The sequence below is a fragment of the Achromobacter deleyi genome (assembly GCF_902859705.1).
Taxonomy (GTDB): Bacteria; Pseudomonadota; Gammaproteobacteria; order Burkholderiales; family Burkholderiaceae_B; genus Achromobacter; species Achromobacter deleyi.
The window spans coordinates 1-25,640 of sequence record NZ_CADIJO010000044.1; the positions used below are offsets into that span (position 1 = coordinate 1).

General features: G+C 68.5%; 10 protein-coding genes and 1 pseudogene. 4 read left to right on the forward strand and 7 right to left on the reverse strand.

The features are described 5' to 3' along the window. From HV798_RS30540 to HV798_RS30550, 3 genes and pseudogenes are all read right to left on the reverse strand, one after another. Window positions 1–191 (reverse strand): annotated as a pseudogene (locus HV798_RS30540) (c-type cytochrome); the annotation flags it as partial. Next, a complete protein-coding gene (locus tag HV798_RS30545) occupies window positions 188–1,960 on the reverse strand; it encodes a GMC family oxidoreductase (RefSeq protein WP_175196412.1) in 1,773 nt (590 codons plus the stop codon). The pseudogene HV798_RS30540 and the gene HV798_RS30545, both read right to left, overlap by 4 nt. Continuing rightward, complete coding sequence (locus tag HV798_RS30550; protein WP_175196414.1) at window positions 1,953–2,696, reverse strand: gluconate 2-dehydrogenase subunit 3 family protein; 744 nt, start codon at window positions 2,694–2,696, stop codon at window positions 1,953–1,955. Before HV798_RS30550 ends, HV798_RS30545 begins: the two co-directional genes overlap by 8 nt. 581 nt (window positions 2,697–3,277) lie before the next feature. Between HV798_RS30550 and HV798_RS30555 the strand changes: the two genes are divergently transcribed. Both HV798_RS30555 and HV798_RS30560 read left to right on the forward strand, forming a co-directional pair. Then, window positions 3,278–4,858, forward strand: coding sequence for a TerC family protein (locus tag HV798_RS30555; RefSeq protein WP_175196416.1), 1,581 nt, complete (start codon window positions 3,278–3,280; stop codon window positions 4,856–4,858). Window positions 4,859–5,132: 274 nt separating this feature from the next. Beyond that, a complete protein-coding gene (locus HV798_RS30560) occupies window positions 5,133–6,113 on the forward strand; it encodes a SphA family protein (RefSeq protein WP_425486180.1) in 981 nt (326 codons plus the stop codon). Between the two features lie 79 nt (window positions 6,114–6,192). Here the strand turns inward: HV798_RS30560 and HV798_RS30565 are convergent, their stop codons facing one another. Then, window positions 6,193–19,113 carry an autotransporter-associated beta strand repeat-containing protein gene (locus HV798_RS30565; protein WP_175196418.1) on the reverse strand — a complete coding sequence of 4,307 codons (12,921 nt, stop codon included), beginning with the start codon at window positions 19,111–19,113 and terminating at the stop codon, window positions 6,193–6,195. 713 nt (window positions 19,114–19,826) lie between these two features. Next, the gene (locus tag HV798_RS30570) at window positions 19,827–21,143 is read right to left on the reverse strand and encodes an ATP-binding protein (protein ID WP_175196420.1); all 1,317 of its coding nucleotides are present in this window, start codon (window positions 21,141–21,143) and stop codon (window positions 19,827–19,829) included. A gap of 269 nt (window positions 21,144–21,412) precedes the next feature. Here HV798_RS30570 and chrA point away from each other — a divergent pair, with 269 nt between their 5' ends. After that, the gene (chrA, locus tag HV798_RS30575; protein ID WP_175196422.1) at window positions 21,413–22,672 is read left to right on the forward strand and encodes a chromate efflux transporter; all 1,260 of its coding nucleotides are present in this window, start codon (window positions 21,413–21,415) and stop codon (window positions 22,670–22,672) included. Between the two features lie 24 nt (window positions 22,673–22,696). Here the strand turns inward: chrA and HV798_RS30580 are convergent, their stop codons facing one another. Then, complete coding sequence (locus HV798_RS30580) at window positions 22,697–23,503, reverse strand: enoyl-CoA hydratase (protein WP_175196424.1); 807 nt, start codon at window positions 23,501–23,503, stop codon at window positions 22,697–22,699. A gap of 124 nt (window positions 23,504–23,627) precedes the next feature. Further along, window positions 23,628–24,551, reverse strand: a complete 924-nt coding sequence (locus tag HV798_RS30585) for a LysR family transcriptional regulator (protein WP_175196426.1) — start codon at window positions 24,549–24,551, stop codon at window positions 23,628–23,630. 132 nt (window positions 24,552–24,683) lie between these two features. On the opposite strand from HV798_RS30585, the gene HV798_RS30590 reads away from it, so the two are divergent. Further along, window positions 24,684–25,628: an aldo/keto reductase gene (locus HV798_RS30590; RefSeq protein WP_281360942.1), complete on the forward strand. Its 945-nt coding sequence runs from the start codon at window positions 24,684–24,686 to the stop codon at window positions 25,626–25,628. Window positions 25,629–25,640: the final 12 nt, after the last annotated feature.

Consider the following 25,640-nt stretch of genomic DNA (forward strand, 5'->3'; position numbering starts at 1 on the left):
GGCGCCGGTGTCGCGGCCGGGGCCGCTGCGGGCGTGGCGGCAGGCGCAGGCGGCGCCTGCACGGCGGACGCCCGGATCGGCCCGTCGCCGCCGGTGCCGTACATCTGGTGCAGCGTGGCGATCAGGGTGATGGCGGGCAGGCCGACCATCAGCGAGACCGCGATGAGGATGCCTTTGCGATGTTCGATCATGATGACACCAGCCGCCCCGGCGAACGCAGGTAGTCCGCCTTGATTTTCTCGACGATCCAGTAGGCAGTGGCGCCCACTGTGCCCGTGGGGTTGTAGCCCGAGTTCTGCGGGAACAGCGCGGCCCCCGTGACGAACACGTTGGGCACGTCCCACGACTGCCCGTAGCGGTTGACCACGCTGGTGGCGGGGTCGGCCCCCATGGCCGCGCCGCCCGTCAGGTGGGTGGACTGGTACACGGTGGCCGAGAACGGCCGCTTGCGCGGCCCCGGCTCGGTGTGGGTCACGCCTTTCATGGCGCGGCCGATCTCGTCGCCGCGTTCGGTCAGGAAGGCGGACATGCGGATGTCGTTGTCGGGAAAGTCATAGGTCACGCGCAACAGCGGCTGGCCCCAGGCGTCCTTGTAGGTCGGGTCCAGGCTCAGGTAGCCGCCGCGCCAGGGCTGGGCCGAGCCGGTGATGGTGATGTTGGCCGAGTGGTTGTAGTAGCGCTTGACGGCCTTTTTCCAGTCGGCGCCCCAGCCCGGCGTGCCCTTGGGCGTGGGGTGGTAGCCGATGGGCGCGCCGCTGACCACCTGGATCTGCAGGTAGCCGCCGCCTACGAAACCATGCGGGCCGTGGTCGAAGTTGTCGGCGCTGAAGTCGTCCATGGTGACCGCCACCGCGCCCGCGCCCATGAACGGGTTGATGTTCACCGATTCGTCGAAGAACAGGTTCACGCCCGAGGTGGTCTGGTGGGTGTAGTTGCGCCCGACCACGCCCTGGCCGGTGGCGGGATCGTAGGGCTGGCCGATGCCCGACAGCAGCAACAGGCGCACGTTGTTGATGCCGAACGCGCACAGCACCACGATCTCGGCGGGCTGGAAGATTTCTTCGCCGGCCGCGTCCACGTAGGTCACGCCGCGGGCGCGCTTCTTGTCGGGCGTGAGTTCCACGCGCAGCACGTGGGCGCCGGTGCGCAGTTCGAAGGTGGGCAGCTTCAGGGCCACCGGCAGGATACAGACCTGTGGCGAGGCCTTGGCGAAGTGCTCGCAGCCAAAGTTGGAACAGAAGCCGCAATACACACAGGCACTCATGTGCAGGCCTTCGGTATTGACATAGGGCCGGGTACAGAGCGCGGACGGCTGCACGTAGGGGTGGTAGCCCAGCTTGCGCGCGGCCTCGCCGAACAGGGCGGGGGCGTAGGGCACCTTCATGGGAGGATTGGGGTAGGGGCGCGAGCGCCACGGCTCGAACGGGTTGCCGCCTTCCTGCTTCTGGCCCTTGAGGTTGCCGGCCTGGCCGGAGGCGCCGATCAGGTAGTCGTAGCGGTCGAAATAGGGCTCCAGCTCGTCGTAGGTGAGCGGCCAGTCCTGGCAGGTCAGTTCCTTGTCGAAGATGGCGGCGCCATAGCGTTCGGTGTAGTGGCTGCGGATGCGAAAGTCGGTGGGGTCGAAGCGGTAGTAGGCGCCCGACCAGTGATTGCCCGCGCCGCCCAGGTGCGTGCCCGGATAGGCGAACTGCCAGCGCCGCATCGGCAGCGCCTTCTGGTCGGTGTTGTTGCGGAAGGTGAAGGTCTCGGTGGCGGCGTTCTGGTGCAGTTCGTGGCGGCGCGTGTACTTGAGCTCGTCGTGCACGTAGGGGCCCTGGAAATCGGGCGAGGGCCAGCGCGCCTCGCCGCGTTCCAGCACCAGCACGCGCTGGCCGGCCGCCGCCAGTTCCTTGCCGATGATGGCGCCGGTCCAGCCGCCGCCGACAATCGCCACGTCTACCGCGGGCAGGGTCTTAGCCATGGCCGTCTCCCGGTTTCGTCATGTGGGCCTGGGCGTTGGCAATCGAGACCGGCTTGCCGGCCCAGATCACGCCATGGCGTTCGATGTCGTTCGAAAACGAGGCGTAGGCGCCGGGAAACCCCACCAGCTTCCAGCCCACCATGTCGGCGTTGCCGCCGTAGAGCGGGTCGGAAAAGAAGCCTTCGATGGTGGCGTCCAGCAGGGCCTGGAAGAACACGTCGGACGGCAACGGCGAGAAGTCCGGTTTGCCGGCCTGCATGTCGTGCAGCCAGGCGTCCTGCTGGGCGGCGTCCAGCTCGGCGTAGGGCTTGCCAGCCGCTTTGCGCGTGGCCGCATCCAGCGCGGCCAGGCCACGCCGGAACATCTCGGCGGGCGTGAACGACAGCTGGTAACCCTGTTCGGGCGTGCCTTTCTCGAACGGACCCTGGCGATAGAACTGTTCGCCCGCGCCCCAGGCGCCGGCCAGTTGGCCGTCCAGGAATTGCGTCACGCCGGCCTCTTTGGCGCCGGGGCCGAGGTCGTCGGCCGGAATCAGCCGCGCGGCGATGGCGTCCATGGCCAGGGCTTCCTGGGCGTTGAAGAATTTCAGGGTGCGGTTCGGGGCCGGGGCCGCCGTGGTGGGCGGTGCGGCGTGGTCGGGGGCCGCCAGGGTCTTGGGCGCCCAGGCCGCGCCGGGCACGCCCACGGCCAGGGCCTTGAGCAGGCCGCGCCGTCCGGAAACAGGTTGATCGTCCATTCATCGCTCCAGCAGCGGAGCCGGCGGACGGGGGCGGGCGCCCGGCACACAGGTCTGCCGGGCGACGGCCTCCGGAGCGTTCGGCTCCCGAGTGAAAGGGATCCCGCGACAGCATATGTGTTCGTGCGCTGAGTTTGTCACTGTTTACGTGACGCCGACAAGCGCGTTGTACGGGTAGGCCCGGATTTTTATTGTTGGCGTTTTTCAGCTAGTATTCAGGTTCCTGAAAGAACGAGAGCACGGCGAAACACGCGGCCCGCGCTTGCCCGGCAAGCCCCGACGATTTCGCCATCTATGACCGACGAGCCTCCTAGTAGGGCGCCCCACACAGCGCGGCGCCCAGCCCCATCTTCCTGCCGCTTCCCGGCATCCGGCCACGCCAGGCCGGTTTCCCACGACACCGATGGCCGCGCGCCGGTCATTTCGGTGGCCCCCACGCCCCGCATCGGCGGCCGCGCGCCGCCTGCGCGGCCCACACGGGCGCTCGCCCCTGATCTATCCTGCTTGAGTCCGCCCCTGGCGACGGCTCGAGCGCGTGCGCGCCTGTGCGCACATTCCTTCCTGATTTTCGTGGAACGTTGATGATCTTCGACTGGATGTCCGACCCGACCGCCTGGCTTGGCCTGGCGACGCTGGTCATTCTTGAAATCGTGCTGGGTATCGACAACCTGGTGTTCATTGCCATTCTGGCCGACAAGCTGCCCCCGGCGCAGCGCAACCGCGCCCGCATGATCGGCCTGACGCTGGCGATGGTGATGCGCCTGGGCCTGCTGGCCAGTATCGCGTGGGTGGTGACGCTGACCGCACCGCTCTTTACGGTGCTGGGCGCCGAGATCTCGGGGCGCGACCTGATCCTGATCCTGGGCGGCCTGTTCCTGCTGTTCAAGGGCACGATGGAGCTGCATGAGCGCGTCGAAGGAAGCGCGGGCCACGACAATGGCCAGAAGGTGCAGCACGCCGTGTTCTGGCAGGTGATTCTGCAGATCGTGGTGCTGGATGCGGTGTTCTCGCTGGACTCGGTGATTACCGCCGTGGGCATGGTCGAAGACCTGAGCATCATGATGATCGCGGTGGTGCTGGCCATGGCGGTGATGATGCTGGCCAGCCGCCCGCTGATGGGCTTCGTGGCGCGCCACCCGACGGTGGTGATCCTGTGCCTGGGCCTGTTGCTGATGATCGGCTTCAGCCTGGTGGCCGAAGGCCTGGGCTTCCATGTGCCCAAGGGCTACCTGTATGCGGCCATCGGTTTCTCGATCCTGATCGAGCTGTGCAACCAGCTGGCGCGCCGCAACCGGGCCCGTGGCGCCCACGCGCTGGGCCGACGCCAGCGCACCGCGCAGGCCGTGCTGCGCCTGCTGCGCGCCGGACGCGGTGGCGAGCAGCCGTCGCAACAGGCCGATGACGTGGTGGCGCTGGTGGACGGCGCGGGCGACGAGCCCGCCTTTGCGCCCGAGGAAAGCTCGATGATCGAGCGCGTGCTGGCAATGGGCTCGCACGACGTGCGCGCCATCATGGTGGCGCGCGGCGACATGGTCTGGCTGGACGTGGCCGATACGCCCGATGCCATCGTGCGCAAGTTCGCCTCGGGCCACTCGCGCCTGCCGCTGTGCGCGGGCGACCCGGCCAACGTGCTGGGCGTGCTGCACTTCAAGGACCTCTTGCCGCTGCTTCAGAACCCCGGCCCGATCGACCTGGTGGAACTGGCGCGCGAACCGCGCTACGTGATGGAGACCACGCCCGTGCTGCGCGTGCTGGAAGAACTGCGAGCTTCGCGCGACCACATGCTGATCGTGGTGGATGAGCATGGCGTATGCGAAGGCCTGGTGACGCCGATGGACGTGCTGGAGGCCGTGGCAGGCGACCTGCCCGAGCACAGCGAAGAGGCGCCCGATGCCTTGCAGCTGTCCGATGGCTCGTGGCTGCTGGACGGCCGCCTGGCCCTGGCCGAGGCCGCGCGCCTGCTGGATGCGCCGGAGCTGGCAGACGACCATGGCGATGCCACCCTGGCCGGTTGCCTGCTGCGCGCCGAAGGCCGCATTCCCGAGGCGGGCGACGTGATTGCCTGGGGCGGCTGGCGTTTCGAGATCACGCGCCGCGACGGCCTGCGCATCGACCAGGTGCATGCCCGCCCGCCGGGACACGAGGCCGTTGCCGGCGCCTGATGCCGGTCGATGTCGTGAGCAGCGGGAATACCCTTAGCGGTATTCCCGCTGTTGTTTTTTGCGCGTTGCGTCAGCGCATTGCCGCCTGCAATGGGGGCCGCAAAAATGATCGCAATATTGGTAATTTCAAGACTCTGTGCCAATATTGCCCAGGGTTTCTCGCTTCAATAATGATTATTCGGCCAGAGAGAAGAACTCGATCAGCACCGCACGACGCTTGTCTTTGCATGATGTGATCCCGTAACGGAAAGCAGGGCATTCAGGAGCTGAAAACATGCGCAATTCAAGGGTGCGGCCGGGCGGGCCGCGGGTATGGGCCGCCTGTTGGGCCGTGATGGCGTTGGCCGGGGGCGGGGCAGCCCAGGCCACCGAAGGCGCCCTGGGCCGCCAGGTCACCGGCACCAGCGTGCAACCGAATGCGGGCATCGTGTCGCCCGAACCGATCTGGGCGGTGAACTTTGCTCAGATCTACCTGGACGGCAAGGTGGGCGGCAGCCGTGAGGTGCCGCTGGGCAACCGCGCTGCTGCGGGCGTGGAAGGCAAGGTGGCCTTCACACTGGCCACCTTGCTCAAGACCTGGGATACGGGGCCGGGGCGCTGGAATTTCGCCTCCAGCATCACGCTGCCGTATCTATGGACCAAGGTGAATGCGACGGTGACCGGGCCCTTGGGCCGCAAGGCGGGCGAGAGCGATACCGCATCCAATCTGTTCGACCTGTATTTTTCGCCGATCATCGCGGGCTACCATTTTTCGGAAACCTCGCACATGGCGCTGAGCTTCAATTTCTGGGCGCCCACCGGAAAATACGATGCCAATAACCTGGCCAATCCCAGCCTGAACAACTGGACCTTCATTCCGCAGGCGGCCTACACCAGGATATTTCCGGAATCGGGCTTTCAACTCGATACCGTGGCCAGCGTGCAGTTCTATACGCGCAACAGCGCCACGGATTATCGCAATGCGCCGATCTTCGGGCTGGATGTGATGGGCCGCAAGAAATTCTCCAATGGCCTGGCCGTGGGCCTGATCCTGGGCACGCAGCAGCAGCTGGGCAGCGACAGCGGCCCCACGGCCGATCGCCTGAACGGCTTCAAGGGCCGCGACTGGGCGCTGGGCCCGATCCTGACCTACGACCGCAAGCTGGCCGACCAGCGCGCGTTGTCATTGAGCCTGCGTTGGGTGCCGACCATCAGCAGCACCAACCGCCTGGACAGCAGCAGCACCTTCATGGCGTCGGCGGCGTTGATCTTCTGACGCCCCGCGGCACGCGCACGCGCTGACGCCGGAACGCCACGGCCGCGCGGCCCCTGCACGGGACCGCGCGGCCGATGGCTTAGAAATTCCACCGCACGTTCAGGAACCCGGCGTTCTCGCGATTGCCGTTGCCGTATTGGCCCTGGTAGCTCAGGCCGACCGAGGCGTTCTTGGACACTGCGATGTCGGCGCCCAGCTCCGTGACGGCGGCGTTGCGCGCGACCGGCGTGCCGGCCACCGTGAACGACGGCCCGGAACTGAAGGCCATGGTGCGGTCCGGATCCACGTCGCCCATCGCATGGCGCCAGCCCAGGGTGGCGCGCAGGCGGGCGGGGGCGCCGGCAATCTCGGTGTCCAGCTTGCCGCGCAGGCCGACGGTGGTGGTGGTGACGTCGTTGCTCTGGCTGCCGGCCGACAGCGCGGCCGAGCCGCCGTCTTCCGAGAAGCCGCCCATGCGCTGCTTGATCCAGGCGGCGCCGACGAAGGGCTCGAGCGTCGCCTGCGGGGTCACCGGCACGGCGTAGCCCAGTTCACCGAAGATCTGCGTGGTGTTGGCGCGGTACTTGGTCTTGAGCTCCTGGTTCTGGCCGGCCAGCGTCAGGTCGCGCTTGTTGTCGATGTCGTGCCAGCTGTAGGCGGCGCCGGCCATGACGTTCCAGGCGTTGCCGCTGGACTGCACGAACGACTTGCCGCCGAACAGCGACACGCTGTAGCTGTCGACCTTGGCGCGGGCATTGCGGCTGTCCTGCCAGATGGTGCTGTCCTGGTAGCCCAGCGCCATGCCGACGCGCCAGCCGTCGCCCACCCGGATGTCGCCGCCGACCTGCACACCGCCCACGCGCTGCTTGTAGCTGGGCGCGTTACCGTCGCCGTCCTGGCTCTGCCAGTTGCCGATGACTTCGGCCCAGACGTTGCGCTGGCACGAGAAGCGCTGCGCATAGCCGCCGTTGGTGCGCAGGGCTTCGTCGCACGGCCGGCCGTCCTGCGTGCTTTCGCTTTGCAGGCTGTCGCGCAGGTGGTTCAGCGGCACCGTGCGCGCGGTTTCCGAGCTGCGGATCAGCGCCGACGCCAGCGAGGCGTGGCTGTCGCCCGACAGCTGCTTGAACGCGGCGGCGGCCTCGTCGGCGGTCAGGCCGAGCAGGGACGAGTACAGCGACGAGTTGGTGTCGATGCCGCCCAGGGCGCCGGCCACGGCGCGCTGGTTGGGCGACTGGGCGACCGTGCCGAAGCCGGTCTGGTTGCGGGTGAAGGTCACGGTGACGTTGTTGGGGTCGTAGCCGACCGCCGCATCGACGAAGGCCAGTTGCGGCAGCACGGTGCTGGCGAACGTGCCCTGGCGGCCCTGGTCGGCCGTCAACACCGTGAAGGTGTCGTTGCCGGTCAGCGGCGCGCTGTTGGTGACGCGCAGCGTGCCGTCCAGCGCCGCGGTGCCGGTGACATGCAGGTTGGGGCCGGCGGTGCTGCCCAGGTTGACGGCCAGCGTGGCGCCCGCGCCGTTGCTGAAGTTGTTGCTGACCTTGATGCCGCCGCCCGCCGCGCCGCCGCCGCTGTTGACGGTGCCGGCGTTGGTCAGGCTGGCGATCGTGCCGTAGCCGGACAGCGTGCCGCCGCTGTTGACCTGCACGGCGGCCGGCAGCGTGGCCGGGGCCTGGGCGCTACCCAGCTGCAGCGTGCCGCCATTGACCGCGACGGTGCCGTTGAAGGTCTGCGAGCCGCCCACGCCCAACGCGCCGCCGCCTTGTTTGACGATGGTGCCGGCGCCGGCCAGCGAGCCGGAGAAGGTGCCGTCCGTGCCCTGGTTGAAGACCAGCGTGGCGTTGTTGGTGATGGCGCCTTGCAGGCTGCTGGTGTCGCCGATCAGCGTGCCGGCGTTGACGCGGGTGCCGCCGGTGTAGGTCGACGGTTGCGTCAGGGTCAGCGCGCCGGCGCCGTCCTTGACCAGTTGGCCGCCGCCGCTGATGCCGCCGGTCATGGCGCCGTCAGTGCCCTGGTTCATACGCAGCGTGGTGCCGGCCGAAGTGCTGACCGCGCCTTGCACGCTGGCGCTGTTGCCTTCCAGGGTGCCACCCGCCACCACGGTGCCGCCGGCATAGGCGTTGGCGCCGTTCAGCACCAGGGTGCCGTCGCCTTGCTTGACCAGCGCGCCGGTGCCGTTGATGGACTGGTTCAGCGTGAAGGTCTGGCCGGCCGCGGCGATGTCGATGCCGCCGCCCGTGCCGTCCAGCGAAATGGCGCGGGTGGTGGTGGTGTAGCCGGCGTCGGCGATGCGCAGCGTGCCGCCGTTGATCGAGATGGCGCCGCCGTTGCCCAGCTGGTTGTCCTGCGTGACCTGCACCACGCCGCTGCGGATCGAGGTGTTGCCGGTGTAGGTGTTGGCCCCCGTCAGGATGAGGGTGCCGCCATTGCCTTTCTCGATGCCGCCCGCGCCGGTGATGGGCGCCGAGATGGTGGCGGTGCCGCCGGCCTCGACCCGGAACGGGGTCTGGGCCTGAGCGATGCTGAGTTGGCCGCCTGCGCCCGCGGCCAGGGTGTAGCCGTTGGTCAGGAACTGCACGCCGGTGACCGCCTGCGAGCCGTCGATGGTGACGGTGCCGCTGGCGCCCGAGAAGGCCGCGTACTTGCCATTCCAGCTGGACGCCAGGTTGCCGCTGGCATCTGTCCAGTTGCTGTTGCCGGCATTCCAGGTGCCAGTGCCGCCTGCGATCACGCCGTCGGGCGTGGTCTTGGCGCCGTTCCAGAACAGGATTTCGCCGGGCTGGCTTTGCAGCACCAGGTTGACCTGGTTGGTCAGGTTCTGCAGGGTCAGGTTGGCGCTGGTGTAGCCGTTGGGCAAGGTGCCGTAGGTCAGGCCGTTGTTGTTGATGTTGTTGGCCGTGAACAGGCGGTACACGCCCGTGCCCAGGTTGCCGCCATCGGTCAGGTTGAGCACGCCGGCCAGGTTCAGGGTCTGGCCCACGGTCACCGCAGTGGTGGCCGAGTTGGGTGAACCCAGCGTGAAGTCCAGCTGCGTGCCGGACGACAGCGTCAGGTTCTGCGCGAACGAGATCGGGTTGGTGGGCGTGCCCGCCACCAGGTGCGCGCCATTGCCCAGCGTGACGTCGGCCGAGACCGAGCCCGAGCCGCCCAGCGACGCGCCCGCGTTGACGGTGACGTTGCCGCCCGTCAGCGTGCCGTCCACCTGCAGCGTGCCGCTGTTGATGGTGGTGCCGCCGCCGACCTGGTTGGTGCCGGTCAACGCCAGGGTGGCGCCGCCGTCCTTGGTCAGGGTGCCGGACGCCGTGGTGATGTTGCCGCCATAGGTGCCGTCGGTGGTCTGGTTGAAGACCACGGCGCCGGTGCCGTTGATGCCGATGTTGCCTTGCAGGCTGGTGGCGTTGCCGGCCAGGGTGCCGGCGTTGATGGTGGTGCCGCCGGTGTAGGTGTTGGTGCCGGTCAGCGTGACGGTGCTGGCGCCGTCCTTGACCAGCGCGCCGCCGCCGCTGATGGACCCGGCAAACGTGCCGTCGCCCGCGCCCTGGTTGAACACCAGGCTGGTGCCGGAAGCGGTCGAGACGTTGCCGGTCAGGCTGTCGGTGTTGCCCACCAGGGTGCCGCCGGACAGCGTGGTGCCGCCGGTGTACTGGTTCTGGCCGCTGAGCGTGAGCGTGCCGCCATCGGTCTTGACCAGGCTGCCCGCGCCGGTCAGGTTGCCCGCCAGCGTCAGGTCGTTGGCGCCTGCCACGGTCAGGGCGGCGCCCAGGCCGACGTTGTTGGCCAGCGCGATGCCCGGCGCGCCCGCTTGCAGCGTGCCCGCGCCTGTGACGGACACGTCGCCCGAGCCCAGCGCCGTGTTGTTGCCGGCGATGATCGTGCCGCCCGCCAGCGTGGTGCCGCCGCCGTAGGTGTTGGCGCCGCCCAGCGTCAGCGTGGACGTGCCCGTCTTGGTCAGCCCGCCCGAGCCGCCGACGCTGCCGGCGAGCGTCAGGTTGTCAGTGCCGTTGACGGTCAGGCCGCCGTTCAGCGTCACCGTGTTGGTCAAGGTGGCCGGGCCCTGCGCACGCAGCGTGGTGCCGTCGGCGACCGTCAGCGTGCCCGAGGACAGCGCATTGTTGCCGCCTACGGCCAGCGTGCCGCTGGTGAGCGTGGTGCCGCCGCTGTAGGTGTTGTTGCCCGTCAGGGTCAGGGTGCCCGTGCCGGTCTTGGCCAGGCCGCCCGCGCCATCGATCGTGCCAGTGAGCGTCAGGTCGCTGCCGGTGACGGTGGTGGTGCCGGCGGTCAGCATCACCGCATTGCCCAGCGTGACGGGGCTGGTCGCGGACAGGGTGGTGCCGGGCGCGGTTCCCAGCATGCCGCTGCCCAATGCGGCGTTGTTGCCCACGGCCAGAGTGCCCGAGTTCAACTGCACGCCGCCGGAGAAGCTGTTGGCCGCGGCCAGCGTCAGGGTGCCGGGGCCGGCCTGGGTCAGGCCGCCCGTGCCGCCGATGGCGCCGGCCAGTGTCAGGTCGTTGATGCCGGTGACGGTCAGGCCGCCGTTCAGCGTCACGCCGTTCTGCAACTGCACCGGCGTGCTGGCGGTCAGCGCGGTGGCGGCCGACGCAATCAGGTTGCCCGTGCCCAGCGCGGTGTTGCTGCCCACGGTGAGCATGCCGGCCGTCAGTTGCGTATTGCCCTGGTAGGTGTTGTTGCCGGCCAGGGTCAGGTTGCCCGTGCCGGTCTTGACCAAGCCGCCTGCGCCGGACACGTCGCCGTTCAGCGCCAGGCCGGCCGCGCCGCTTTGCACGGTCAGGTCGCCTTGCAGCACGGCGCTGTTGGCCAGCGCCAGGGGCACCGCGGTGCCGTTGGCCAGGGTGGTGCCCGCGGACGCGGTCAGGGTCCCCGTGCCCAGGGCGGCGTTGCTGCCGACCTGGATCGTGCCGGCTTGCAGCAAGGTGCCGCCCGTGTAGGTGTTGGTGCCGTTGAGCGCCAGGGTGCCGGCGCCCGTCTTGGTCAGCGTGCCGGCAGTCGTGCCATCGGTGATGGCGCCGTTGGCGGTGTAGGTCACCCCCGCGTTGGCGACTTCGATCCCGCCGTTGCCGGCCACCGTCCAGGTGCGGCCGGTGCTGCTGTTGGCCGCGCCGGCATACCGCAGCGTGCCGCCCGCGAAGGCCACGCCGTTGGCGGCGTTGCCCAATTGGGTATCGTCATTGATCTGCAGCACGCCGCCTTCCAGGCGGGTGGTGCCGGTGTAGGTGTTGGCACCGGTGAGGATCAACGTGCCCGCATCGCGCTTGGCAAGGGTGACGTCGGTGCCGGCCAGCGTCGAGCCGATCGTCGCGGTGACATTGGGTTCGACCCGCAGGGTAGTCACGCCGTCGCTGCCGTTGACCGCCGTGAGCGTGCCGCCGCTGACGAGGTAGCCGTCGGTGGAGAACTGCAGGCCCTGGAACTGCTGGGTGCCCGAGACGGTCACTATGCCGGCCTGGTCCTGGAAGACGCCGAACCGGCCGCCCCAGGCTTCCTGGGCGAGGGTGGTGGCGTTTCTCCAATCCGTGGTGGTGCCATCCCAAGTGCCATTGCCGCCTTGCCAAAGCTGGATTTCATTGGCCTGCGATTGGTTCAGCACGTTGATCTGGCCGGCCAGGCCGGTCTGCAGGCTGAAGGTGGGCGAGGCATTGGCCAGCGTCAGGCCGGTGGTCACGCCGGTGCCTTGATAGCTGACGATGCGATACACGCCCACGCCAAAGCCAGGCAATTGCGTGACGTTGACGGTGCCGTTCAGCGTCACGTTGCCGTTGACGTTGATGAGGCTGCCGGAATAGGGCGCGCCCAGGTCGGCGTTGATGCTGGAGGCGCCATCCACGTTCAGCGACCCCAGCGTCAGGCCGCCGGTGTTGGCCGAACTGACATACAGGCTGCCGCCGTTGTTGACGAAGACGTTGCCGCTGGCGATGCCCGTGCCGGCCAGGCTTGAGCCTGCGCCGTTCACGTTGACCGTGCTGCTGCCCAGCGAACCGGTCAGGTTGACGCGCCCGCCGTTGATGTCGAACACGCCGCTCTGCGTATTGGCGCCGGCGAGCGTCAGCGTGCCCGTGCCGACCTTGGCGGTGCTGCCGGTGCCGGCCAGCACGCCGCCAAAGACGCTGTCGCTGCCGTTGCCCAGCGTCAGGGCCGAGCCGCTTTGCAGCGTGCCGGCGCCGGTCAGGCTGGCAATCGAGGCCGCGCTGGTCAGCGCCAGGGTGGCGCCGCTGTCGATGCGCACGCCGGAGGCCGAGTTGATGGCTGCCCCGCCCGCGGTCAGCGTGCCTTGCGCCACGCCGATGCCGCCGGACAACGTGTTGGCGCCGCCCAGCGTCAGGTTGCCCAGGCCGGTTTTTTCCAGGTTGCCGGCGCCGGAGAGCACGCCGCCGTACGTGCCGTTGGCGCCTTGGTTGAAGGTCAGCGTGGTGCCGGCGGCGGTGGCGACGTTGCCCTGGATGCTGCCGGTGTTGCCGGTCAGCCCGCCTGCGTTCAGCTGGGTGCCGCCGGTATAGCCGTTGGCGCCGGACAGCGTCAGCGTGCCCGACCCTTCCTTGACCAGGCTGCCCGCGCCCGTCAGGTTGCCGGCCAGCGTCCAGTTGCCCGCGCCGGTGGCGGTCAGGGCGTTGGCCAGGGTCACGTTGTTGGCCAGCGTCACGCCATCGGCGGCGGTCAGGTTGGCCGCGCCGGTGACGTTCAAGGCGCCGGTGCCCAGCGCGGTGTTGCTGTTGGCGGCCAGCGTGCCGCTGGTCAGCGTGGTGCCGCCGCTGTAGTTGTTGTTGCCGGACAGCGTCAGCGTGCCGGTGCCGCTTTGCACCAGGCCGTTGGCGCCGGACACGGTGCCGCCCAGGGTGATGTCGTTCGACCCGGTGGCGGTCAGGGTGCCGCTGTTCAGCGCGACGTTGTTGGCCAGCGTCACGGCCAGGCTGCTGGACAGGGTGGATGCGCCCGCGACGGTCAGGGCGCCGGTGCCCAGCGCCAGGTTCGAACCCACATTCAGCCCGCCTTGCGCCAGCGTCACACCGCCGTCAAAGGTATTGTTGCCCGCCAGGGTCAGCGTGGCGGCGCCTTGCTTGACCAGGCTGCCGCCGCCCGACACCGTGCCGTTCAGCGCCAGGTCTTGCGAGCCCAGCACGGTGAGCGGGGCGCCGTTCAGGGTGACGTTGTTGGCCAGGGCCACGCTCGCCGTCGAATCGAGCAAGGTGGCCGCGTTGACCGTCAGGGCGCCGCTGCCCAGCGACGTGCTGGTGCCCAGCACCAGGCTGCCGCCGTTGACCTGGGTGCCGCCGCCATAGGTGTTGGCGCCCAGCAGCGCCAGGGTGGCCGCGCCGCTCGTGGTCACGCCGCCCGCGCCGGAGACGACGCCGGACAGCGCCAGGCTCTGCGTGAGGTCGACCGTCAGGCCCTGGTTCAGCACCACGTTGTTGCTCAGCTGCAGCCCCTGCGCCGGGGTCGCCCCCAGCGTGCCGGCGCCGTTCACCGTCAGATCGCCCGTGCCCAGCGCCGCGTTGTTGCCGACCCGCAGGGTGCCAGCGGTCAGGGTGGTGCCGCCGGTGTACGTGTTGCCGCTGTTCAGCGTCAGGGTCGAGGTGCCGCTCTTGGTCAGCGAACCCGCGCCGTCCACCACGCCCGACAGGGTCAGGTCGCGCGCGCCGTTGACCGTCAAGGCGTTGTTCAGCGCGACGTTGTTGGTCAGCGCAATGGCCGGACCGCCGGCCGTGCCGGACAGGTTGGCGGCGCCGTTCACGATCAGGCTACCCGTGCCCAATGCCGTGTTCGATCCCACCACCAGGCTGCCGCCAATGAGCTGCGTGCCGCCCTGGTAGGTGTTGTTGCCGGACAGCGTCAGCGTGCGGCCGGCGGCGCCAGCGATCAGGCTGCCTGCGCCGCTGATGAAGCCGGACAGGCTCGCGTCCTGGCTTTGCGCCAGGGTCAGGTTCGCGCCGGAAGCCAGCGTGATGGCATTGCCCAGTGACAGGCCGGCGGTGGCGCCGTCCAGCGCCGCGTTGCCCGTGACCGACAGATTGCCCGTGCCCAGCGCCTGGTTGTTGCCCAGCAGCAGTGTGCCGCTGGCCAGTTGCGTGGCCGCGTGGGTATTGATGCCGTTCAGCGTCAGCGTGCCCGTGCCCGATTTGATCAGGGTGCCCGCGCCGGTGATGGCGTTGTTCAGCGTCAGGTTGCCCGTGCCGCCGGTGGTCAGGTTGGCATTGAGCGCAATGCCGTTGCCCAGGGCCACCGTGCTGTCGGACAGCAGGCTGGACGCGCCGGCCACCGTCAGCAGGCCCGTGCCCAGCGCGGTATTGCTGCCCACGCGGATGGCGCCGGCCGACAGAGTGGTGCCGCCGGCATAGCTGTTGGCGCCATTGAGCGTCAGGGTGCCGTTGCCCGTCTTGGCCAGGGCGCCGGTGGTGCCGGCCACGACGCCGTTCAGCGTCAGGTCGTTCGAGCCCAGGTTGGTCAGCGTGTTGCCGGCGCCGATGAATACGTCGTTGGCCAGCGTGACGGCCGCGGTGCTGTCCAGCGCGCCGGAACCGTTGATGTTGAACGAACCGCTGCCCAGCGCGGTATTGCTGCCCACCGAAACGGTGCCGGCAGCCAGGGTGACGCCGCCGATGGCGCTGTTGTTGCCGCCCAGCGCCAACGTGCCGGCGCCCAGCTTGGTGACGCGGCCCGTGTTGGTCAGCGCCTGGTTGAGCGTGAACGTATTGCCGGCGTCCGCGATGTCAAAGCCCGCGCCCGCGCCCACGTCGATGGCGCGGGTGGTGCCGGTGTAGCCCGTGCCGGTCACGCGCAGCGTGCCGCCGGCAAAGCCCAGCGCGCCATTGGCCGCGCCCAGGTTGGTGTCGTCGCTGACCTGCAGCACGCCTTCGGCCACCAGCGTGCCGCCGGTGTAGGTGTTGGCGCCGCCCAGCACCAGGGTGCCCTGGTCGCGCTTTTGCAGCTGGCCGGCGCCCTTGATCACGCTGTTGACGGTGCCGGTCAGTGTCGGGTCGACCCGGAAATTGTTGATGCCGCTGGCCAGTTGCACGCCGCCGCCATTGAGGGTGTAGCCGTCGGTGAAGAACTGCATCCCGGTCACGGCCTGGTCGCCCGACACGGTGACCGTGCCGCCGGCCAGGCCGCCGAACACGGCGAACTGGCTGCCCCAGGCCTGGCTCAGGTTGCCGGTCTGGTCGGTCCAGTTGGTGGTGCCCGCCTGCCAGGTGCCGCTGCCGCCGGCCAGCACGCCGTCGGCGGCCAGCTTGGCGCCGTTCCAGAACTGCACGTTGTTGCCGCCGGCCTGCACGATCAGGTTGACCTGCTGGTTCACCGCGGTCTGGATCTGCAGGTTGGTCGGCAGGGTGCCCGGGGGCAGGGTGCCCAGCGCCAGGCCGTTGTTCACGAGCGTGCCGGTGTAGCCCAGCAGGCGATACACGCCGACGCCGAAGCCGCCCTTGTCGGTGACGTTCAGGTCGCCCGCCAAGGTGACGTTGCCGTTGACCTGCACCAGCGCCTGCGGGGTCGGTGCGCCCAGCGACACGTTGAACTGCGAGCCCGCGGTCATCGCCAGGCCGCCCAGCGTCAGGGTCTGGCCGGTGGTGGCCGACAGCGCGCCGCCGGTCGCGATGTTGGCCGTGCCGGCCACGCTGCCGCTGCCGGCCAGCGTGGCGCCCGCGCCGACGTTGACCTGCGAGCTGGCCAGCGAGCCGTTCACGTTCAGCGATCCGCCGCCCACGTTGAAGGCGCCGGTCTGGGTGTTGGCGCCGGTCAGCGTCAGCGCGCCGGTGCCGTTCTTGACGATGTTGCCTGCGCCGGCCAAGACGCCGCCGAAGGTCGAATCGGCGTTGTTCTGCCCCATCTGCAGGGTGGCGTTGGCGCCCAGCGCCACGTTGCCCGTGCCGCTGAGCGAGCCGAAGGTTTCGCTGTCGGTCAGCTTCAGGGTGGTGCCGGTTGCCAGGTTCACGGCCAGGCTGTCGGCCAGGGCTTGTCCGCCCTGGGTTTCGAGCGTGCCGGACAGCAGGTTCAGGCCGCCCGTGAAGGTGTTCACGCCATTGAGCAGCAGGGTAGTGTTGTTGCCCAGCACGTCCACGCTGCCCGTGCCGCTGATGCTGCCGCTGTACGTGGCGTTGGCGCCCTGGGCCAGCACCAGCTTGCTGTTGTTCAGGACGCTGGCGCCCAGGCTGGCGGTGCCGGCCTGCAGCACGCCCGCGTTGATGGTGGTGTTGCCGAAGTTGTTGGCGCCCGTCAGCGTCAGGGTGCCGCTGCCGTTCTTGATCAGGCCGCCCGCGCCATTGATGGCGCCGTACAGGCCGATGTTGTTGGCGCTGTCCACCGTCAGGTTGGCGTTCAGGGCGATGTTGTTGACGAAGTTGCGGTTGGCGTTGCTTTGCAGCGTGGCGTTGCCGCCGACGGTAAAGAGGCCGCTGCCCAGCGCGGTGTCGCTGGCGGCCACCAGCACGCCCGCATTGAGCAGGATGCCGCCCGAGTGGGTGTTGTTGCCCGACAGGGTCAGGGTGCCGCCGTCGTTCAGCGTCAGGCCGCCGGCACCGCTCAGGGCGCCGCTCAGCGTCAGCGCCTGGCCGCCCGTGGTGACGCCCAGACCGGCGCCCAGCCGGATGTTGTTCGCCACGTTCAAGTTGCCTGCGCCCGCGGCCAGGGTGGCCGCGCCTTCCACGTCCAGCAGGCCCGTGCCCAGCGCCTGGGCATTGCCCAGCGTCAGGGTGCCGGCGTTCAGCAGCACGCCGCCGCTGTGGGTGTTCTGCGTGGCCAGCGTCAGGTTGGCCTGGCCATTCTTGACCAGTTGGCCGGTGCCCGACAGCGCGCCGGCCAGCGTCAGGGCCTGGGTGCCCAGCACCGACAGGCTGTTGTTCAGCACGAACTGGTTGGCCAGGCTGACGGCCGCGCCGGCGTCCAGCGCGGTGGCGCCTTGCACGGTGACCGAGCCGGTGCCCAGGGCGTTGTTGGCGCCCGCGACCACGGTGCCGCCGTTCAGCGTGGCGCCGCCCATCGAATTGGTGGCGTTCAGCGTCAGGGTGCCCGTGCCGGTCTTGACCAGCGTGCCGCCCGCGCCCGACAGCGCGCCGTTCAGCGTCAGGTTGTTCGCCCCGCCCACCGTCAGCGCGTTGCTCAGCGCAAAGGCGTTGGACAGCGCCACGTTGTTCGACAGGCTGGCCAGGGTGACCGCGCCGTTCACGGTGACGTTGCCCGCGCCCAGCGCGGTATTGCTGCCCACGTTGACTGAGCCGCCGCTGAGCGTGGCGCCGCCGCCGAAGGTATTGGCGCCGGTCAGCGTCAGGGCGCCGGCGCCGCTCTTGACCAGCGTGCCGGTCGCGCCGCTCAGGGTGCCGTTCAGGGTCAGGTCGTTGGCGCCGTTCAGCGTCAGCGCGTTGTTCAGGACGATGGCGTTCTGCAGCGCCACGGCGCCGGACGAGGCCAGCGTGGCCGCGCCATTCACCGTCAACGCGCCATTGCCCAGCGCGTTGTTGTTGCCCACGATCAGGCCGCCAGCGCTGATCTGCGTGGCGGCGTGGGTGTTGGCGCCGTTCAGGGTCAGGATGCCCGCGCCGGACTTGGACAGCGTGCCGGCGCCCGACAGCACGCCGCCCAGCGTCAGCGAACCGCTGTTGCCCAAGGCCAGGTTGGCGTTCAGCGTGATGTTGTTGGCCACGTTGGTGGCCGCGGTGGCCTGCAGCGTGGCTGCGCCGTAGACCACCAGGTCGCCCAGGCCCAGCGCGGCATTGGTGCCCAGTGCCAGCGTGCCATTGCCCAGCCGCACGCCGCCGGTGTGGGTATTGGCGCCGTTCAGCGCCAGGGTGCCGCTGCCGGACATGTCCAGGGCGCCGGCCCCGCTCACCACGCCGCCCAGCGTCAGGCCGTTCGTGCCTTGCACGGACAGGCCGCCCGCGCCCAGCGACACGGCGTTGTTCAGGGTCAGGCTGCTGGCGGTGCTGAGCGCGCCGCCATTGGCGGTCAGCGTGCCCGAGCCGAAGGCCGCCCCATTGTCGATGTTGACCAGGCCGCCATTCAACGACGCTTGTGCGCTGACGAGCGCGCCATTGACGGTCCAGGTGCCGCTGTTGATGACCAGGTTGTTGAAGTTGATGTAGGTGGCCGAGCTGGCGGTGCCCGTGCCGGTGGTGCCGCTGGCGCCCGGGTTTTGCAGCACCAGGGTGTTGTTGCCGCCCAGGCCGCCGTCGACCACGCCCAACGTCGAGAAGTTGAGCGCGATGCTGGCGTCCAGGCCGCCCAGCCCGACGCTTACGCCCAGGTCGACGGCGCCGCCGTTGGTGACGCTGGACCCCGTGACGGCGGTGAACGTGTTGGTGCTGTTCACCCCCATGTTGACGCCGCCGTTGATCGTGCCGGCGTTGACGAAGGTGTTGCCGGTGGCGGACCGGCCCAGGCCGACGCGGCCGTTGATGACGCCGCCGGCGGCATTGGTGACGGCAATGGGGGCGCCGCCGTAGGCCGCGATGGCGGGGGTGCTGTAGATCGCGGTCGGGCCGCTCAGCAGGCCGGGGCGAGTGCCGATGGTGCCCGAGTTGTTGACGGTGATGTTGCCGTTCGCGTCGCCTTGCAGGATCAGCGAGGCGCCGCTGAGCGTGGACAACACCGGCAGGCCCAGGACGGACAGGCCCGTGCCCAGCAGCGTGCCGCTGTTGGTGACCGAGACGGTGCCGCTGTTGGTCAGGTTGCCCATCGCTGCGCCGGTGGCGCCCAGGCTGACAAGAGCGCCCAGGCCGAGGCCGGGATCGACGGTGCCCTGGTTGGTCAGGCTGGTGTTGCGGCCGGTGAGGGTGATGGACGGGCCTACCAAGGCGGACGAGGACTGGCCCGAACTGGTCACCAGCACCGACACGCCATTGGCGTTGCTGGTGACGGTGTTGGTATGCGGTGGCAGCAGCGTCACCGCGTCATTGCACAGGATCGAGGAACCGCTGGTGGTGCAGGCCAGCGCTGCGGGCACGGGCGCCATCAGCAGAATCAGGACGCGCCAGATGTAATTGAGGGGGATTGGGGTATTGCCGTGCCGGCGGCCAGGGTTCATCTCAGCTCCAAAGTCAGAAAGAGCTTTTCCCCAGCCTGGCCATCGATCATCCGGAACCGGAAAAAAGCGATTGCTGCAAATCAGGAAGCGCGCACGGCACCGTATGGTTTTTATGTCTGCCGTTTAAACCTGGAGTCAGTTTGAAAGGAACGTGGCGGCATATCCATCAAGAGTTTTGCGTAAATAGTAACTAGTAGTTTCTGATATGACAGCAATGCTCTCACATTGCAACGTTCAAATAGATACTAAAGTTACTATTAGATATATATTTTGAGCAACAGTGGGAAAGGAAGCGAATGAAGGGGTTTTTGCGAGGTTATGGAAAATATCCGAGGGTCGATTCTGATCGGAATTCATTGGATAAGTGTCTGATATTAAACAATAAAAGACAATATTTATGCGGCATTCAAACGATGTTTTTACGATGATAAGAATTATCGTTTGAGTGAATTCACGGCAAACGGGAATGATTTTTGCTGATTAATTATTCGTGAGTAGGGTGGCGAGGCGGGAAAAATTCTTAAATATGCGAATAATCGACCCTATATTGGGGTCGGATACAGGGTGGGCCGGCAGACGCAATAAAGCGACAGCAATGCAACTATTGCATCGCAACATGAAAGCAGCCGTAAATACCCCGGCAGCATACCGCCATGCGGCGTTGAGATAACCGGAGAAGCAGGGAAGCCGCGGATTGGCGGGCGAGCCGCGGATTATTCCGCGACGCCGCTCGGCGACATCCAGCGCAGCACGAAACGCGCACCGCCCAAGGGGCTTTCGCGCACTTCGATGGTTCCCTTGTGGCTGGCCGCCACGCGCTTGACGATGGCCAGCCCCAGGCCGGCGCCGCCCGTGCCGCGGTCGCGGCTTTCATCCAGGCGGATGAAGGGTTCGAAGATGCGTTCGCGGTCGGCCGGCGCCACGCCGGGGCCGTCGTCGTCGACGATCAGCTCGAAGCCGCCGGCCGGGCAGCCGGCCAGCGAGATCTCGATGCGCGCATTGGCGTAGCGCACGGCGTTCTGCACCAGGTTGAGCAGGGCCCGGCTCATGTAGCGCGGGTGCAGCTGCACGTGGGCCGGCAGGCCGTCGTCGCGCACGTGGCAATGCACGCCGCGCGACTCGGCCTGGTGCGCCACCTGGGCCAGCGCTTCGCCCAGCCAGTCGCGCACGTCCACCGTTTCCTGCTTGACGATGTCTTCGGTCGGGCGTTCCAGGCGCGCGTACACCAGCAGTTCACCGACCATGGTTTCCAGCTCGGAGATGTCGGTGCGCATGTCGTGCAGGATCTGGTCGCGCCTGGCCTGGAATTTTTCCTGGCCCAGCATGTCGACCTCGAACGACAGGCGGGCCAGCGGCGTGCGCAGTTCGTGCGACACGGCGTTGGTCAGGCTGCGCTGATTTTCAACCAGCGCGGCGATGCGTTCGGCCATCTGGTTGAAGCTTTCGCCCACGTGGCGGATGCCGGAAAAATGCGACAGCCGGGCGCGTACGCCCAGGTCGCCCTGGCCCATGCGCAGGGTGGCGTTGCGCAGCGAATCCAGGTCGCGCCAGACGGGCAGCGCCCACAGCAGCAACAGCACGGCGGCCAGCACCACGCTGAGCGCCAGCCAGGCGCCCCAGGTGATCCATTTTTCCAGCGTGGGTTCGCCGGGCAGGCGCATTTCCAGCCATTGGCGCGGCTCGCCGGGCAGGGGCGCCAGGTAGGTGTTGTATTCGTCGCGCATGATGAAGCCGCGCGTGGCCAGGTCCTGCTTTTCCTGTTCGGTGGCTTCGACCCGCTCGGGGGTGACCAGCTTGAGTTCCAGCCCATAGTGGGGCCGCAAGGTATCGCGGATGAAGGCGGCGCGGGATTCCGGCTCGATGGGGTCCAGTTCCTTGTGCAGCGCGTACATCTGGCCGCGCACGGCCTGGTACGAAAGATCTGCGCTGACCGAATCCAGCAGGTACCCCAGGCTGCGGTTCACCAACTGCGACGCAGCGATGTAGGCAATGGCGGCGACCACAAAGATGCGGATCGTGAACTTGAGCATGGTGTATCAGAACTCCTGTGGGCGCCGCGGCCGCGCGTCATCCTTTTCGGACGCGTCCGTGCTCGCGGGCTGCGCAATGGTACAGGGCGGCGGCAGGGTAATCCGCCCGGTTTTGTGCGGCAATTGTGAAGATTCATGAAGTCATTTGCCCCCGGTGTGGTGCAACACCCATGGCAATGGCGGATTGAAACGGCGGCGCGGGCCGGCTATAAGCATGATTCAGGGGGTCCGCAACCCGGGGGCCCCGCCCGTGCAGAGTGCAACGACCCATGTCGCCGCAGCCGCCTTTCCACGATGAACGCGTCGCCAGCAAACCGGCGGCGCGCGAGGCCACGCCGGCCGAATCGGGTTCCTGTATTGAAGTCTTCCTGGCGTTCCTGCGGCTGGGCCTGACCGCTTTTGGCGGGCCGGTGGCCCACCTGGCTTACTTTCGCGAAGAATTCGTCGACCGACGCCGTTGGCTGGATGACTACGCCTTTTCAGACCTGGTGGCGCTGTGCCAATTCCTGCCGGGCCCGGCCAGCAGCCAGGTCGGCATGGCGCTGGGCCTGAAGCGGGCCGGCTGGGCCGGCATGCTGGCCGCCTGGCTGGCGTTCACGCTGCCGGCGGCGCTGGCCATGCTGGGGTTGGGACTGGGGCTGACGCGGATCAGCGGTGTTTCCGGCATGGCGGTGGTGCATGGCTTGAAGGTGGCGGCCGTGGCCGTCGTGGCGCAGGCGGTGTGGGGCATGGGGCGCTCGCTTTGCCCGGACCGCCCGCGCGCCGGCCTGGCGGTGGGCGCGGCGTTGATCGCGGTGGTCTTGCCGACCACACTGGGGCAAGTCGGCGCGATCGTGCTGGGCGCGGTGGCAGGTGCAGTGCTGCTGCAGGCGCCGCCGCGGCCCATCCTGGCGAACCGCACGCAAGGGGTGTCTCGGCGGGCGGGGTACGTGTGCCTGGCGGTGTTCGTGGGGCTGCTGGCCGCCTTGCCGGCATGGGCGGCCTGGTCGGACACGCCGCTGGCTGCGCAACTGGCCGGCTTTTACCGGGCGGGCGCGCTGGTGTTCGGCGGCGGCCACGTGGTGCTGCCTTTGCTGGAAACGGCGGCCGTCGGCGGCGGCATGGTGTCCAACGCGGATTTCCTGGCGGGCTACGGCATGGCGCAGGCCATGCCGGGGCCGCTGTTCACGTTTGCCGCGTTTCTGGGCGCGGCGTCTTCGGGGCCGCTGTCCGGTTGCCTGGGCGGGGCGCTCTTGCTGGTGACGATATTTCTGCCCGGCGCGCTGATCCTGGCGGCGGCGCTGCCGTTCTGGGAAAGCCTGCGCCGCCGTCCGGGCGTGCGCAATATGGTGGCGGGCGTGAATGCCGCGGTGGTGGGCATCCTGCTGGCGGCCCTGTATGACCCGGTGTGGCTGGGCGCCATCCTGACCAAGGCCGACTTCGGCCTGGCGCTGGCGCTGTTTGGCCTGCTGGTCTATGCGCGCTGGTCGCCCGTGTGGGTGGTGCTGGCGGCCGCGGCCGGCGGTTGGGCGCTGGCCTGGCTGGCGTAGCGGGCCGGGTGGGTTTGCGCGGCGTCAGCCGCGCCATTGCGGCGCGCGTTTCTGCAGAAAGGCGTCGATGCCTTCGGCCGCGTCTTCTTCCATCATGTTGCGCGCCATGACCTCGGCGGCGTAGTCGTAGGCCTCGGCCTGCGGCATCTGGCGCTGCGCGTAGAACATGCGCTTGCCGTAGCGGATCGCGCTGGGGCTCTTGGCGGCAATGACGTCGGCCAGAGCCTGCACCCGCGCATCCAGGTCGGCATCGGGCGCGACATCGTTCAAGAGGCCCCAATCGCAGGCCTGGGCGGCGCTGATGAAGCGGGCGGTGACCAGCATCTCGAAGGCGCGTTTGGTGGACACGTTGCGGCTGAGCGCCACGGCCGGCGTCGAGCAGAACAGGCCGGCGTTGATGCCGGACACGGCAAAGGTGGCGGTGTCGGCGGCCACGGCCAGGTCGCAGCTGGCCACCAGCTGGCAGCCCGCGGCGGTGGCAATGCCGCGCACTTTGGCAATGACGGGCACCGGCAGCGCCTGCAAATCCTGCATGACGCGGCTGCATTGGCGAAACAGCGCCAGGTAGTAATCGAAGGACGGCTGGCTGCGCATTTCGCGCAGGTCGTGGCCGGCGCAGAAGGCGCGGCCGGCCGATTCCAGCACCACGCAGCGCAGCGCGGGGTCGCGCGCCAGGGCGTCGATTTCCACGCGCAGCGCCTGCAGCAACCCTTCGGACAGCGCATTGAATTGCGCCGGCCGGTTCAACTGCAAGGTGGCGATGCCGTCTTGCGTCGTGCGCAGCAGCAGCGGGGCGGGGGCGTCGGTGCGGGTCGGGGAATCGGGGGCCATGATGTCTCCAGGAAGCGGGCGGCGCCTGTGATCGGCGCCTGCCATCGTTGCCTGCCATAGTAGGCCAGCCGGGGCCGCCGTTCACGCGGGGTCAGTCAGGACGGCCAGGCGCCTTGCGCAGGCCCTAGCCGCCGATCGCGTCCGGCAGGCCGTTGGCTGCGCGGATGGCCTGGATCAGGCGGCTGAGCGCGGGCGCCAGTTGCCGTCGGCTGGGGTAGTACATGACCAGCGGCGCGCCGGCCGGCGCCCAGTCGTCCAGCACGCGGCGCAGGCGGCCGGCGCGCAGGTGCGGTTCGGCGTAGCGTTCCAGGCAATAGGCCAGGCCCAGCCCGTCCAGCGCGGCATCCACGGCCATGTCGGTGTCGTTCACGATGAGCGCGCCCGGCGCATCGATTTCGCAGGCGCGCGGGCCCTGGCCCAGTTCCCAGCGGTACAGGGTCTGGTCGCCCAGGCGCAGGCGGATGCAGGCATGGCGCAGCAGGTCGTCGGGCGTCTTGGGCGTGCCGTGGCGGCCCAGGTAGGCGGGCGCGGCCACCACCACCCACCTGAGCGGCGGCGTCAGCGGCATGCAGACCATGTCCTGCGGCACCGTGTCGCCAAAGCGGATGCCGGCGTCAAAGCCCGTCTTGACGATGTCGACCATATTGTTGTCGACCACCACTTCGATCTTCACGCCGGGGTAGTCGTGCAGGTAGCGCGCCAGCACGGGGCTGAGCAGCAGGCGTGCGGCGTCGCGCGGCACGTTGATGCGCAGGCCACCCAGCGGCCCGGCGCGGTATTGGCCGAGTTCGGACAGGGCTTCGCCGATTTCACCAAAGCTTTGGTCCAGTTGCGCGGCCAGCTTGCTGCCGGCTTCGGTGGGGGCGACCGACCGGGTGGTGCGGTTGAGCAGCTTGACGCCCAGGCGGCCTTCCAGGTTGCGCAGGGCGTGGCTGAGCGCCGAGGTGGATACGCCCAGTTCACTGGCCGCCAGCCGGAAGCTGCCGCGGCGGCAGATGGCCGCGAAGGCGCTGAGATCGGCCAGGTCGTGGCGGCTGTAGGAAGGCATGGGGCGCTGCGGCGAAGTGAATAGATCGTTGAGTCTGATTCAATAATACCTGACCTACACTCATCAAACTTTTTTGCAGGAGTGGTAAGCATGCTGGTCGAGACCATGCGTATTGAAGGAATCCCTGCGCCTGTGTCCAGAATCGGCCTGGGCACGTGGGCGATTGGCGGCTGGATGTGGGGCGGGGCGGATGACGCCGCGTCGGTGGCGACGCTGCGCGGCGCGATCGAGCGCGGCATCAACCTGATCGACACCGCGCCGGTATACGGTTTTGGCCACGCCGAGGAAATGGTCGGGCAGGCCTTGCAGGGCATTCGCGACCAGGCCGTGATCGCCACCAAGGCGGGCCTGGAATGGGCGGGCGAGGGCGTGCGGCGCAATTCCAGCCCGGCGCGCATCCGCCGCGAGGTGGAAGATTCGTTGCGCCGCCTGCGCACCGACCGCATCGACCTGTACCAGATCCATTGGCCCGATCCGCGGGTGCCGATCGAAGACACGGCGCGCACGCTGCAGGACCTGCAGCGTGAAGGCAAGATCCTGGCAGTGGGCGTGAGCAATTATTCGCCCGAGCAGATGGACGAGTTTCGTGCCGTGCTGCCGCTGGCATCCGTACAACCGCCGTACAACCTGTTCGAACGCGCCATCGAAGCGGACGTGCTGCCGTATGCCCGCGAGCACAAGCTGGCGGTGCTGGCCTATGGCGCGCTGTGCCGTGGCCTGCTGTCGGGCCGCATGACGGTGGACACCACCTTCGGGTCCGACGACTTGCGGTCGAACGACCCGAAGTTCCGTCGGCCGCGGTTTGACCAGTATGTGCGCGCCACCAAGGAATTGGAGGCCTTTGCGCGCATCCGCCACGACAAGTCGGTGTTGGCGCTGGCGATACGCTGGGTGCTGGACAGCGGCCCGACGATTGCGCTGTGGGGCGCGCGCCGGCCAGACCAGTTGAACGGTGTGGACGATGCGTTCGGCTGGCACCTGACCGATACCGAGATGGCCGAGATCAACGAGCTGCTGGACAAGAACATCCTGGACCCGGTGGGGCCGGAATTCATGGCGCCGAGGGCGCGCGACTGACGTCGTGGAAAA

What these genes read in the sequence shown, in the direction of transcription:
- HV798_RS30545 (WP_175196412.1), bottom strand. Translation starts at nt 1,960, where the DNA reads ATGGCTAAGACCCTGCCCGCGGTAGACGTGGCGATTGTCGGCGGCGGC.
- HV798_RS30550 (WP_175196414.1), bottom strand. Translation starts at nt 2,696, where the DNA reads ATGGACGATCAACCTGTTTCCGGACGGCGCGGCCTGCTCAAGGCCCTG.
- HV798_RS30555 (WP_175196416.1), top strand. Translation starts at nt 3,278, where the DNA reads ATGATCTTCGACTGGATGTCCGACCCGACCGCCTGGCTTGGCCTGGCG.
- HV798_RS30560 (WP_425486180.1), top strand. Translation starts at nt 5,133, where the DNA reads ATGCGCAATTCAAGGGTGCGGCCGGGCGGGCCGCGGGTATGGGCCGCC.
- HV798_RS30565 (WP_175196418.1), bottom strand. Translation starts at nt 19,113, where the DNA reads ATGAACCCTGGCCGCCGGCACGGCAATACCCCAATCCCCCTCAATTAC.
- HV798_RS30570 (WP_175196420.1), bottom strand. Translation starts at nt 21,143, where the DNA reads ATGCTCAAGTTCACGATCCGCATCTTTGTGGTCGCCGCCATTGCCTAC.
- chrA (WP_175196422.1), top strand. Translation starts at nt 21,413, where the DNA reads ATGTCGCCGCAGCCGCCTTTCCACGATGAACGCGTCGCCAGCAAACCG.
- HV798_RS30580 (WP_175196424.1), bottom strand. Translation starts at nt 23,503, where the DNA reads ATGGCCCCCGATTCCCCGACCCGCACCGACGCCCCCGCCCCGCTGCTG.
- HV798_RS30585 (WP_175196426.1), bottom strand. Translation starts at nt 24,551, where the DNA reads ATGCCTTCCTACAGCCGCCACGACCTGGCCGATCTCAGCGCCTTCGCG.